This window comes from Micromonospora sp. RTBAU3-60, assembly GCF_054963695.1.
In genome coordinates, this window is sequence record NZ_JBUEGB010000001.1 from 13,354 (window position 1) to 26,651 (window position 13,298).

At 72.3% G+C, this 13,298-nt stretch carries 8 protein-coding genes and 1 pseudogene; 7 read left to right on the forward strand and 2 right to left on the reverse strand.

The features are described from left to right. Positions 1-253: 253 nt before the first annotated feature. The 7 genes and pseudogenes from ACY34I_RS00065 (at position 254) to ACY34I_RS00095 (ending at position 11,089) form a co-directional block, all read left to right on the forward strand. On the forward strand, positions 254-946 hold the full coding sequence (locus tag ACY34I_RS00065; protein WP_462751169.1) for an ABC transporter ATP-binding protein: 693 nt from the start codon (positions 254-256) through the stop codon (positions 944-946). Positions 947-1,024: 78 nt separating this feature from the next. Continuing rightward, on the forward strand, positions 1,025-4,072 hold the full coding sequence (locus ACY34I_RS00070; RefSeq protein WP_462751171.1) for an FtsX-like permease family protein: 3,048 nt from the start codon (positions 1,025-1,027) through the stop codon (positions 4,070-4,072). Beyond that, positions 4,069-7,053: an ABC transporter permease family protein gene (locus ACY34I_RS00075; RefSeq protein WP_462751173.1), complete on the forward strand. Its 2,985-nt coding sequence runs from the start codon at positions 4,069-4,071 to the stop codon at positions 7,051-7,053. Before ACY34I_RS00070 ends, ACY34I_RS00075 begins: the two co-directional genes overlap by 4 nt. After that, on the forward strand, positions 7,050-7,889 hold the full coding sequence (locus ACY34I_RS00080) for an ABC transporter ATP-binding protein (RefSeq protein WP_462751175.1): 840 nt from the start codon (positions 7,050-7,052) through the stop codon (positions 7,887-7,889). The genes ACY34I_RS00075 and ACY34I_RS00080 overlap by 4 nt, the downstream gene beginning before the upstream one ends. Before the next feature lie 363 nt (positions 7,890-8,252). Next, positions 8,253-8,792, forward strand: coding sequence for a cyclophilin-like fold protein (locus ACY34I_RS00085; protein WP_462751177.1), 540 nt, complete (start codon positions 8,253-8,255; stop codon positions 8,790-8,792). Between the two features lie 262 nt (positions 8,793-9,054). Beyond that, complete coding sequence (locus ACY34I_RS00090; RefSeq protein ID WP_462751179.1) at positions 9,055-10,062, forward strand: PQQ-dependent sugar dehydrogenase; 1,008 nt, start codon at positions 9,055-9,057, stop codon at positions 10,060-10,062. A gap of 320 nt (positions 10,063-10,382) precedes the next feature. After that, positions 10,383-11,089, forward strand: a pseudogene (locus ACY34I_RS00095) (SDR family NAD(P)-dependent oxidoreductase). A 149-nt stretch (positions 11,090-11,238) separates the two neighbouring features. Here the strand turns inward: ACY34I_RS00095 and ACY34I_RS00100 are convergent. Together ACY34I_RS00100 and ACY34I_RS00105 are read right to left on the reverse strand one after the other, a co-directional pair. Beyond that, entirely contained in the window at positions 11,239-11,691 is a 453-nt protein-coding gene (locus tag ACY34I_RS00100; protein ID WP_462751181.1) for a RidA family protein, read from the reverse strand. Beyond that, positions 11,684-13,294 (reverse strand): gamma-glutamyltransferase family protein, encoded by a 1,611-nt coding sequence (locus ACY34I_RS00105; protein WP_462751183.1) that lies wholly within the window; start codon positions 13,292-13,294, stop codon positions 11,684-11,686. The genes ACY34I_RS00100 and ACY34I_RS00105 overlap by 8 nt, the downstream gene beginning before the upstream one ends. Between the last annotated feature and the right edge of the window lie 4 nt (positions 13,295-13,298).

Genomic DNA, 13,298 nt, shown 5'->3' on the forward strand with positions numbered 1-13,298 from the left:
CGAAGAGCGCACGTGGCACGACACTAAAGACGACACGAGCGGGGCGTCATGGTGCAGTTGTCGAGAACGCCGCCGTACAGCTCCGTCAATCGTCGTGATCATGCAGGGGAGCATCACGCCGGTCAACCCGTTGCCAGCAAAACCACCGACGCCATCGTGACTGCTTCCCGGGCGGGAATACCGGCGGTACGCGCCGGTCCACGTACACTCGCACCGCCGTGAGATGCGGTCCGAACCCCAGGGGGAATGCTGCATGCCGTTGACTCTTGTGGCGGACCGCGTCACCGTAGGTTACGGCGAGGGTCCAGCGGTGTTACGTGACGTGTCGATCACGGTGCCCTCCGGCCAGATGCTCGCGGTGACCGGGTCATCCGGGGCCGGCAAGACCACGCTGTTGCGCGCCATGGCCGGGCAGCTTCGGCCCACGGCCGGCGCGGTCGCGGTGGCCGGCGAGCCGTTGCGGGACCGCGATCATGCGGTGGCCCGGCAGGTGGTGCTGATCCCGCAGCACAATGGACTGGCGACCATCCTGACCGCCGAAGAGAACCTGCAGGTCGTGCTGATGGCAAACGGGGTCGCCACCGACGACGCGCGCCGGCGCACCGCCGAGTGGTTGGAGCGGGTCGGCCTCACCGGCCAGGCGAACCAGCTCGTCGAGGAACTCTCCGGCGGCCAGCAGCAGCGTACGGCGATCGCCCGGGGCCTTGCGCTGCGCGGCGACGTGCTGCTGGCCGACGAGGTGACGAGCGAGTTGGACGCGGCGAACCGGCAACGGGTGCTCGACCTGCTGCGGGCCGAGGCGAGTCGGGGCGCGGCGGTCGTCGTGGCCACGCACGACCCGGAGACGGCGGCGGCGTGCGAGGTCGAACTGCACCTGACGGACGGCCTCGCCGAGGTGGTGCGCCAGGGGACCGGCCTGATCGACGGGCTCACAACGATGCCATAACGGCCTGGCCCGAAACCTCGTGTCGACAAATGGTCTCCCGTTAGCCTCTGCGGACGTCCGTCGACGACGAGGGTGGCCATGCTCCACTTGGTGTTCGGTGTGCTCGCCAGCCGAAAACGCCAGGCGTTGAGTCTCGCCTTGCTGGCCGTGCTCGCGCTCGCGGCGGGCACCGCGGCGCCCCTGTACGCCGCCGCTGCCGACCGCCAGGTGGTCTTCGCCGAGGTGGCGGCGGCGACCCCGATCGAACGCAGTGTCGCCGTGACCGCGCAGGTCTCCTCCTCGGCAGGCGCCGCCGCCGCGCTCGCCGACCTGGTCAGCCAGCTCCGAGGCGCCGTGCTCCAGTCCGACCTGACCGAGATCACCGGGGGCTGGGTACGCGGCCGCGCGGTGGTCGCTGATGCGCCGACCGGGCCTCTGGGCGTGTCACTGGCCGTCCGCGACGAGGTCTGTCACCACCTCGCCCTGTCCGGCGCCTGCCCGGGCAACGCGAACGAGGTGGCGGTCAGCACGCCGACCGCACGGCAACTCGGGCTCCACACCGGCGCCGAGTTGAGCTACCAGGTGGACGGACGGGAGCAGCCACTGGCGCTGCGCGTCGTCGGCATCTACGACCCGGTTGGGCCGAGCGATGGTGGGCGGTACGCGACACCGGTGGCCGACCCGTACTGGGCCGGACGGCACGAACTCGCGCCACAGCCGGTGCGCGCGGCCAACCCGATCTTCACCTCGATGACGACGCTGAGCGCGGCCGAACTCGAAACGATGGTCGGCACGGTGGATCTGGTCGCCGGGGAGCACGCGCTCACCCCCGAGAGCGTCCGCCGGCTCGCCCCGGCGTTGGCCCAGGCCAGCTACGGACCTGGTCTCGAGGTGGCCAGTGGCCTGCCCCAACTGCTGGCGCGCATCGAGCAGACCCGACAGGTGCTGCACCTGTCGGCGCCGCTGGGCGCGCTGCAACTGCTCGTGCTGTCCTGGTTCGTACTGCTGCTGGCGGCGGGCTACGCCGCGGCGGAGCGCCGCACCGAGACGGCGCTCACCACCCTGCGTGGCGCACCGACCCGCCACCGCATCCTGCTCGCGCTCGGCCCCACCGCGCTGGTGCTGGCGGCCGCCGCACCGTTCGGGTTCGGCCTTGGTTGGCTCCTCGTACGTGCGATCACCGGGACCGTCTTCACCGATTCCGGTGCGGTGCCGGTCGAATCGACGAGCCTGACGGCTGCCGGTGCCACACTGCTCGCGGTGCTCGCCGGCGTCGCGATCGCGGAGCGACGCTCGCACGGCGGACCGCTCATCCACGCTCTGCGGCAGATTCCCCCACGCCGCAGGGTACCCACCGGCCTGGTCGAACTCGGCGCGATCGTGTTGGCGCTCGCCGCGGTCGCCCAGTCGATGACGAGTCGCCAGGCACCCGGTGGCGGCCTCCCGCTGCTCGTCCCGGTACTGCTGGCGCTGGTCGCCGGGATCCTCGCCGCGCGGTTGATGCGGTCGATCGCCGCCGCGCTGGGCGCGCGCAGCCTCCATCGCGGCCGGGTCACCGTCGGACTTGCGGCCATCCAGATCGCTCGGCGTCGGGGGGCAGATCGACTCGTCGCGCTGAGCGTGGTCGCGTTGGCGCTGTTAGGTTTCGCGGCGAGCGCGTGGGATGCGCGGGGCCAGGCGATGCGCGACCGCGCCGCCGTGGAGTTGGGCGCCGCACGGGTGCTCACCGTGCACGCCGTGTCTCGCCCGGCTCTGCTCGCCGCGGTCCGCGCGGCCGACCCGGACGGCCGCTGGGCGATGGCGGCGGCCAGGCAGACGACCAGCGACACCACGCTCGTCGCGGTGGACAGCCCTCGGCTGGCCGCGGTCGCCCTGTGGCCGAGCGCCGCCGGCGCGTCGCCCCCGACGCAGGTGGCCGCGACCCTGCGGCCGGCGGCGAACCCGCCGGTGCAGCTGACCGGGGCGGCGTTGGCTCTGGACGTCACCGTGCGCGAACCGTTGAGCCGGCCGTTGCCCGTGACGGTGGCGCTGACCGGCCCGCGCGGGGAGCCACAGACCGGCAGCTTCGAGATCACCGCCGACCCGGGCCGGCGCCAGTACCGGATCGAGGTGCCAGCCTGCGTCCAGCCGCCGGGCTGCCGCCTGGGGTGGCTGAGCTTTGCCAGGTCGCCGGACCGCCTCGTCCTGAACCGGATCGGGCAACTCGCACCGGAGCGACCGATCCTGGAGGGCCGCGCGCTGGCGGCTGCCGCGCGGTGGCGATCGGCCATCGGCGCCGAGGACGCGGTGCGCATCCACGGTGGCGATGAGGGCGTGGTGCTCCACTATGCGCCGCCGCGCGACGCACAGACGGCCAGCACGGACATCCGGCTGCAGGTGGCCGACGCGCCGTTGCCGCTGCCCGTGGTCGCGGCGGCGCCGGCTCGCCTGGCTGATACGCAGGAGCTTCGGACGGCGCCGGTGTTCGCCGGGCTACGGCGGGTCGAGGTGGCTCAGGCGCTGCCGGTGCTGCCCGGCGTCGGCAGCCACGGGATCCTGGCCGACCTGGAGTACGCGGACCGGCTCAGCGATCAGCAGGACAACGAGGCCGAGCTGCAGGTGTGGCTCGGCGCGGATGCCCCGGCCGACGCCGTTGCCCAGCTGCGCGCTGCCGGCCTGGTCGCGCTGCGCGACGAGACCGTCGTGGATCGTGCGGCCCGCTACCGCATGCAGGGGCCCGGGCTGGGCCTGCTACTGCAGCTGATCGCGTCGATCCTCACCGTACTGCTCGCGGCGCTCGCCGTGGTGGTCCTGGCCGCCACGGACCGGCCACGGCGGGCCGTCGACCTGGACGCGCTGCGCCTCCAAGGCGTCGACCGGCGCACCGTCGCCCGCGCGATTCGCGGCTGCTACCTCGCCCTGGTGGGCGTCGCCGTCCCGGTCGGCGCCCTCGCCACCGGCCTGGCGTGGGTCGCCGGACGAGGCGCCCTCGGGGCGTTCGTCGACCTGCCGAGCGCCCTCGCGATGCCCGGACCGCGCCTGGCGGTGGTCGTGCCGGCACTGCTCGGCGCCGCCGCCCTGCTGGTCGGCGTGGCCCTCCTGGCCGCGCACCGGCTGACCAGAGCGACCGAGGCGCGGCCGCTCGACGCGGCGGAGGCGCGCGGATGACGACGCTGCTGTGGTCCATGGTGCGCGCGCGCTCGACGGTCGCCGCGATCATGCTGGTTATCGGCATGGCCGCTGCGGCGGCCGCTGCCGCCGGGCCGCTCTACCGGCAGGCGGCGGGCGCCGCCACCGTGAGCGTCGAGGTCGACCGGGCACCCGTGGCCGAGCGGCTGCTCAGCGCACAGCGCGTCGGAGATAACCAGAATCCACTGCTCGACGGCGAACCGCCGCCGCTACCCCACATGACCGGCTTCCGCACGATCAGCGGCCGTCAGGTCACCGGATCCGTCCTCGGCGACGCCGGCGGCGATCATCTCCGCCACAAGGTGTGGCTGGCCACCCGGACCGGTTACTGCCGTGAGGTGGTGCTCACCGCGGGGCGGTGTGCGGTCGCGGACCATGAGGTGTTGGTGCGCGCGGACACCGCGGAGCTGACCGGCGCGCGGGTGGGCAGCGAGGTCGTGTTCGACCCCGCGGATACCCGGTCGCCGGTGTCGTTGAGCGTGGTGGGCCTCTATCGGACACCGCAACCGCAGGATGCCTACTGGGCTCAGCGGCGCAGCCTGGTGGGTGCTGACGGCGGGGTGTTCCTCACCACTGAGCGCACCGTCGAGCGAGCCAGCCGAACGGGTTTGCAGACGGTGGACCTGGTCGCCGGCCCGACCGCCTTCGCCGACCTGCACCGGCTTCGGGTCGAGATCACCCGTGCGGCGGAGACGTTGGTGGCGGGCGGCTACACATTCGACACCGGCATCCGCGACCTCGCCGATCGGGTCGATCGCAACCGGCGAACGCTGGGCGACAGCCTGACCGTCGCCATGCTGCCGCTCGTACTGCTGTGCTGGTTCGTGCTATTCCTAGCGGCGGCGGGTGCGGCCGAGCAACGCCGCGGCGAACTCGGTCTGGCGGTGCTGCGCGGAGTACCGACGAGGCTGCGCTGGCTGTTGCCGAGCGTCGAGACCGCACTGCCGATGCTGCTCGCGGCGGTGCCGGGATACCTGGTCGGCCTCGGCGCGACAGCGGCCTACTCCGCGCTGGTGCTGCCGGGCGCCCCCGGCGTGAGTCCCTCTTGGACGTCCATGGCGTACGCGGCCGCGGCGGTGCTGGGCGCGCTGCTGGCCGGCCTGCTGGCGCAGGTACGCATCCTCACCGCGCCACTACTGAGCCTGCTGCGCCGGGTGAGCGCCAGGCGTCGCTCCGGCCTGGTCGGAGCCGCTGAGGTCGTGATCGGCGCGCTCGCGATCGCCGCCGGCTACCAGCTCTCGCTCGCCGGCGGCGAGGTCGACAGCGGTGGCGGTGGGGTCGCCCTGGTCGCACCGCTGTGCATAAGCCTCGGCCTGGGCCTGGTGGCATCCCGCGCTCTGGTGTCGCCGGCGGACCGGCTCGGCCGCTGGGCACTGCGACACGGCCGGCTGGCACTGGGCATCGCGGCGATGACGCTCGCGCGGCGCCCCGAGTCCAACCGGATCGTGGCGCTGCTGACGGTGGCCCTCGGGCTGGTGGGTTTCGCGGTGACCGCGAACGACACCGCGCAGCGGGCATGGACGCAGCGCTCCCGGCTTGAGACCGGCGCGGCGCATGCCCTGTCGATCCAGCAGGCGTCGGTACCGGCCCTGCTGACGGCGGTACGCACGGTCGATCCGCAAGGCACGTACGCGATGGCGGTGGCCGGCTTCCAGGTGCCCGGCACGCCACCCGTGCTCGGCGTGGACAGCGCCCGGCTGGCCAACGTGGCGATCTGGTCGTCGGAGTTCGGGCCGCTCTCGCCCGCCGACGTGGCACAGCGGCTACGGCCGGCCCCGCCTCAGCCACTGGAGCTCCGGGCCGCCCGACTGGAGCTCACCGTTACCCTCCTCGACATCGCGCCGGGCGCGACGGCGCGCGTAGGCGTGCGGCTGACCACGCAGAGCGGGGCGGTGGTGGTGGCGCGAACCGACGAGCTACGCCCCGGCGAGCATCGCTATTCGATCGCGGTGCCACCGTGCGCGGAGGCCGCCTGCCGGCTCGACGAGATCGCGCCGGAGATGTCCGTGACGCGGCGGCACCGCATCAACCTGATCCTGGGCCCGATCCGGGACGGTACCAACGGCGCCCTCCTCGCCGATGCCGCCCGCATCGCCGAACCGGACCGGTGGCGGCAACCGACACCCAGCGCCGCCCGACCGGTTGCTGAACTGCGCGGCACTCCGGGCGGACTCGGCATGGCAGTGGACTCGCCCCTCTGGGCCGACCTGCGGATCTTTCCCGCCGCGGTCGCGGAGCCGTTGCCGATGGTGGCTACCGCACCGCTGCCCGACGACGTCCTCGGCCACGGCGGCGCGCGCCGCATCGAGGTCACCCGGGCTGGGGAAGCGGCCCTCGTGCCCCGCCACGGTACGGCTGGCGCACTGGTCGATCTCGAATACGCCGACGAGCTGAGCCTGGACGTCGACCCCGGTTCCATGGAGGTGTGGCTCGCCGCCGACGCACCCGCCGATGTGGCCGATCGGTTGCGGGCAGCCGGCTTGACGGTGACGGATGACCGCAGCGTGGTGGCGCGGCGGGCCGTCCTCGCCAGCCAGGCGCCCGCATTTGCCCTGCGGTTCCTGCTCATGGCCGCGTACGCGGCGGTGGTCTTCGCCATGGGCTCGATCCTGGTGACCGCGGCCCTGGAACGCGGCCACCCGGCCGACGGCCTGGCGGCGCTGCGGGAGCACGGCGTCCCGGTGCGGACCCTGCGCGCGGTTGCCGTTTTGCGTCGCGGCGGCCTCGTCATCCTGGCGGCCGCACTCGGACTGGCCGCCGCCGCCGTGTCATGGTGGTTGGCCAGGGACGTGCTACCGATGTACGTGGCGGCGGAGCGGACAGTGGCGGTGCCACCCCCGGTGGTGCCGACCGTCGCGGGGGTGGCGGTGCCGGTGGCAGGCGCCGTCCTGGTTCTGCTCCTCACCTGCTGGTTCACCGGCCGGATGGCGAGCGGCGAGAGAGAAGGGCGCGGCACATGACCGGACTGGCCGTGGTGTGCCGCAGGGTGATGCACATCTATCGCGCCGAGGGCGGCGACGTGGTGGCGCTCGCCGGTGTCGATCTGGACATCGCGCCCGGGGAGACCCTCGCCCTCGTCGGGCCCTCGGGATCCGGCAAGTCCACCTTGATCGCTCTCCTGGCCGGGCTGATGCGGCCGAGCGCCGGACGGGTCCAGATCGGAATGGTGGACATCGGACGGGTCAGCGAGGTCGAGCTCGCCCGGTTGCGCGGCACGGATCTGGGCGTGGTGCTGCAGGGGGCCCGGCGCAACCTGCTGCCGTACGCCACCGTGCTCAGCAACCTGTGGCTCGCCCAGCGCCGCGCCGCCCAGGTGCGGCCGGCCGATGTCGAGCCGCCTGAGCGGATCCTGGCACTGCTGGGGCTGACCGGGCTCGGTCATCGGCGTGTCCGGGACCTCCCGCCAGGCACGGCGCAGCGCGTCGCGATCGCCGTCGGCATCGCCGCCTCGCCCGGCCTGCTGCTCGTCGACGAACCGACCAGCCAACTGGACCGCGGAGCCCGCGACGAGGTGCTGAACGCGCTGGCCACCGTCAACCAGGAACGCGGTACGACGATCGTCGCGGTCACTCATGACCCGGAGGTGGGTGCCCGGCTCGGCCGGGCCGTGACCATCCGCGATGGCCGGGTCGGCTCCGAGGGCCGCAATGGGCGGGAGTTCGCGGTGATCGCCGGCGATGGCACAGTGCAGCTGCCTCCCGAGGTATTGGATTCCTTCCGGCCAGGCGCGCTGCTCTCGATAGAGCACACCGACGGCCGGGTCACGCTGATCGCCGACGATAACGGATCGGGCTGACCGGCCCGCCCGGCGCACTTCACAGCCCGCGACGGAGACCGAACAACAACCCCAGGCGGTCCACCTGGTTGAAATCCTCGAATACAAGGTTGAGCGGGAGCATTCCGGCGAGTTCTCGCGCCACCGAACAGTTCACCCTCGACGCGGGTTTCGCCGATCGTGAGCTCGATCTTCATGCGGTCACCCTTTGTCGTTTTGTGCTTCACGGTAGTGGCGAGATTGCGTGTCGGGCGGGGCGTCAGGGGTGCCCTGCCGGTACGCCTTTCGACAGGGACTCCCTGCGCGCGGAGGAGGCAGGTTGGATAGCAGCGAACTGTCCACGGTCTGAACGACCAAGGCCTGACTGGCAAGGAGTCTCATCGCATGCGGAAGAAGAATCTCACGGGGGCACCGGCTCTCGCGCTGACGCTTTCCCTCGCCGCGTGCAGTGCGCCTTCCACCGGCGAGGCCGCTCCCACCGCCGCGTCGTCCACGCCGGGTGCGTCGTCGACACCCCAGAGCAGGACAAGCACGGCACCGCCCAGCACCGATCAGGCCATTGTGGGCACCGTTGTCCGGTTCACGGTGGCCTCGGAGTCGGTGGACGTGACCATCGGTGCGGACAGCCCAGCGACCCGTGACTTCCTGAGCATGTTGCCACTCACCCTCACGCTCGAGGAGTTCAATGGCCGCGAAAAGATCGCCGATCTTCCGCGAGCTTTGAAGTACGAGGGATCGCCAGGGTCGGACCCGAAGGACGGCGACCTCATCTATTTCATTCCGTGGGGCAACATCGGCTTCTACTACAACACCGACGGCATCGGGTATTCCGATCAGACCCTCCACCTGGGCACCTACGACGCCACGGCCGAGGAACTCGAACGTCTCGAAGGCCAGAAGGCGACCGTAGAGATCGTGCGCTGAACTCACCACTCCGACTTCTCCTCCGCGGGAAGCACACACCGCTTGTCCCCGTACTCGCTGGCAGCCCACGACGCAAGCAACGGCATCCGCTCCGCCGAAGACGACCCGGGCTCCCCACTGGTTCTGAAGGAAACGAATGGCGATTGTCACGACAAACAAACGGTGGCGTGCGGCGTGGGTTGCGCTGCTCGTGGTAGGCGCGATCGCCGGCTGTGACAGCGGCCCCAGTAGCGGGGACCAGTCCGGTCGAGCGCCGCAGGGCGTGGCCACCACCGCCGCCGTCAGCACGCCGTCGGGCCGTCCCGATCTCGACGCCGGCGAAGAGATGGCGCGAGGCATCGACGTACCGTGGGGTCTGGCGTTCCTGCCGAACGGCGACGCACTGGCCGGGGAGCGGAACACCGGTCGGGTGCTGCGGTTGAGCCCGGGCGGCGGAGACCCCCGGCAGGTGTACGAGGTGCCGGGAGTGGTGGCGGGCGGTGAGGGCGGGCTGCTCGGCCTTGCGGTTTCGCCGAGGTTCGCCGACGACAACCTGATCTACGCCTACTTCACGGCGGAGCAGGACAATCGAATCGTCCGGTTCCGGCTCGACGGCGGACGCCCCGAAGTGATCTTCGACGGTATCGCCAAGGCCAGCTACCACAACGGCGGACGCATCGCCTTCGGACCGGACGGCATGCTCTACATCGGCACAGGGGACGCCGGTGACACGCAGCGGTCGCAGGACCCGGCGAGCCCCAACGGCAAGATCCTGCGGCTGGCCCCCGAAGGCTCCCCTGCCCCCGGAAACCCAAGCCCACTTTCCCCGATGTACAGCCTCGGACACCGCAACGTGCAGGGCCTGGCCTGGGACTCGGCGGGACGGCTCTTCGCCACCGAGTTCGGGCAGAACGAGCTGGACGAGGTCAACCACATCGAGCCGGGACGCAACTACGGCTGGCCCCGGGTCGAAGGAACCGGCGACACGGACGGTGGGCGGTACACCAACCCACTCGTCACCTGGCCCGTCCGCGAGGCCTCGCCGTCGGGCATGGCCATCGCCGGCGACACGGCGTACGTGGCGGCGCTGCGAGGCGAGCGGCTGTGGACCATCCCCCTCAGCGACGGCACCGCCGGCGAGCCGTCGGCGCAACTGGAGGAACGCTACGGCCGCCTGCGGACCGTGCAGATCGCACCCGACGGAGCGCTGTGGCTGACCACCTCCAACACCGACGGCCGCGGTGACGTACGGGACGGTGACGATCGCATCCTGCGCTTCCCCGCCCGATAGGTGGGCCAGGGAACTCGTCACCCACACCGCGCCCGGCACGCAATCGCCCCAGGCCTCGCCGCCTCGCGCCACCAGAAGTACGTCGGCAGCCCGTTCCGTGCCTCGATAATCAGTGGGCACGCGTGAGCCCGACGGTGAAGATCACCCCGCCGGCTGCCCCACGCTGACGTGCCCGAACCACGCCTATCAAGCCTCAACGATCTGACACCGACCGCTGAGCCCACCGACCCGACGGGTCGCCAACCATTGGAGTCCGGATGCCTATGCCTACCTACGATTTCACCGGACAGGCCGCTCTCGTGACCGGTGCGAGCGCCGGTATGGGCGCAGCCACCGCGCGCGCCTTCGCCGAAGCGGGGGCAATGGTGGCGTTGCTTGACCTCAACGGCGACGCCGTGCACGAGCTCGCGGCGAGCTGACCGGGCAGGGGCAGCAGGCGTTGGCGGTACGGTGCGACGTGTCCGACGAGGCCGAGGTCGCCAACGCGGTGCGGAAGACCGTCGAGGCATTCGGGCGGTTGGACATGGCGTTCAACAACGCAGGCATCATGCTCCCCCCGACCGATGCCGCCGACGAGCCCGCGGATGCTTTCGACGCGATCACCGGTGTGAATCTGCGCGGCGTGTGGACGTCGGTCAAGCATGAGCTGGCGCAGATGCGCACTCAGGGGTCGGGTGCGATTGTGAACTGCTCGTCGCTGGGCGGCCTGGTCGGTGGAGCCGGGCGCGCCACCTACCACGCCACCAAGCACGGGGTGCTGGGGCTCACCAAGAGTGTGGCGCTGCAGTACGCGCCGCTCGGCGTGCGGGTGAATGCGGTGTGCCCCGGCACCATCGCGACGCCGATGGTTGATCGGATGACCGCAAACGGGGAACTGGACCTCGACGACACACTCGCCGCCACCCCCATGCGCCGTCTCGGGCGCCCGGAGGAGATCGCCGACGCGGTCCTGTGGCTGTGCAGCCCGGCATCCAGCTACGTCACCGGTGTAGCGCTGCCCGTCAACGGCGGGTACACCGCCCAATAGTCAAGTCTTCGGACAGCGCCCAACGGTGTCCGAAGGCTGACCAATTTGATGAGGAATCGTCCGTGACCATAGCTGCCAAGGCGCTGACCCTCGACGATGCGCCACAGGCAGGCGGCGGCGCGGGCGGGGAGTGAACCCGACACCAGGGGTCAATCCGCGGTCACGGCGACGGTGAGCTCCACCTCGACCGGCGCGCCGGACGGCAGGCTCGCCACCCCGACGGCCGACCGGGCCACGCCGCCGCGTTCGCCGAGCCAGTTCCGCAGCGCCTCGGACGCCCCGTCGGCGACCGCCGAGTGCTGGGTGAAGTCGGGACGGCAGGCGACGTACACGGTCATCCGCAGGCAGCGGCGCACCCGGTCCAGTCCCCCGACCGCCTCGGCCACCGCGGCGAGGGCGTTGCTGGCCGCGAGGCCGGCTGCGGCCCGCGCGTCGGCCACGGTCAGGTCCGCGCCCACCAGGCCACGCACGGCGAGCCGGCCGTCCACCCGCGGGGTCATGCCCGCCGTGTACGCGGTGCCGGCGTGCACCACCACCAGCACGTAGTGGCCCTGTGGGGCCGGGGGCGTCGGCAGCGTCCCCCGGGCGAGTGGTTCAGCCACCGAGCGCCACCCCGTCCTGGCGGGGGTCGGCGCCACCGGCGAGGCAGCCGAGCCGCTGGTCGACCGAGACCACCAGGGCACTGCCGCCGGCGTCCCACGGCCCGACCACCCGGACCGGGTGCCCGGCGGCGCGCAGCCCCGCCAAGGTGCGCCCGCCCAGCCGCGACTCGCAGATGAGTTCGTCGGGCGCCCCCACCACGTCCGCGTCGCTGCCGGGGAACACCGTGAACCGCGGCGCCGAGACCGCCTCCTGCGGATCCAGGCCGTGGTCGATCAGGTGCGACAGCACCTGCATGTTCCACTGCACCTGCCCGTCGCCGCCGGGCGTGTTGCCCACGTGCCGCAGGGCTCCCCCGGCGTCGGTCACGAGCCAGGCAAGGCAGGTGTGCAGCGGGCGGCGCCGCGGTCGTACCTGGTTGGCGTGGTCCTCGATCAGGTAGGCGCCGCGCCCCAGCCGGTTGTTGAGCATGATCCCGGTGCCCGGGATGGTGAGCCGGGCGCCGAAGGTGAAGGCGAGCGAGTGGATGAAGCTGACCGCGCGGCCGTCGCCGTCGACCGCGATGGTGGTCGTGGTGTCCCCGTCGGGCGTCAGCCCGGCCATGGCCAGAGGCTGCCCAGCGGCCAGCTTCGCCCGCACGTCCGCGACCGTCTCGGGCCGCAGCAGCGCCTGCCAGGCGTCGGTGTCGGCGCCGCACCGGTCCCACCGGTCCCGGAAGGCCTGGCGGGCCGCTCCGGCGAGCCAGCCGATCGCCTCGGCGCTCAGCCACGGCAGCCCGGCGAGCATCCCGTCGCAGACAGCCGCCTGCTGCAGCACCATCCAGCCCGGCGTGGGCGGCGGCGTCGTGTGCACGATCAGGTCGCCGTACCGCACGGCGATCGCCTCACCGTCGAGCGGTACGCCGGAGGCGGCCCACTCGTCGCCGCTGAAGGGAGCGCCGGCCGACGCCAGTGCGGCCACCGCCCGATCGGCCAGTTCGCCGGTGTACAGGGCGCGGGGATCGGCCGCCAGCAGCCGCAACGAGTCGGCGAGCTCCGGCTGTGGGAGCCACTGCCCGACCTGCGGCGCCCGGCCGTTACGCAGGAACGTCCATCGGGCCCCCTCGTCGGCACGCAACTGCGTCTCGTGCTCCAGGATGTCCGCGCGGGTCTTCCGGGTGCAGGGCAGGCCGCGTTCGGCTGCGGCGATCGCCGGCGCCCACAACTCGGGGAGGCTGCGCGTTGCCCCGCGGGCGTGCAGTGCGGCGATCGCCGCGACCGCACCCGGAGCCGCCACGGCGAGCGCCCCGGTGAGGGGAATCGCGGGCAGGCCCTGCCCGCGGTAGAACTCCAGGTCGCCGCCGTCCGGTCCGTACCCGCTGCCGTTGATGGTCCACACCGACCCGTCCGGCTCGCGGACCACGGCGAAGGCGTCGCCGCCGACGCCGCACTGGCCGGGCAGCGCCAACCAGGACATCGCGGCCATCGCCACCGTCGCGTCGATCGCGGTGCCGCCCTCGGCGAGCACCCGGTGGCCGACGGCGGTGACCGCCGGGTGGCTTGAGACCGCCATGTGTTCGCCGGCGAGGACCGCGTTACGGGTCGGTGCCGGCCAGTCCGCACTCATGCCC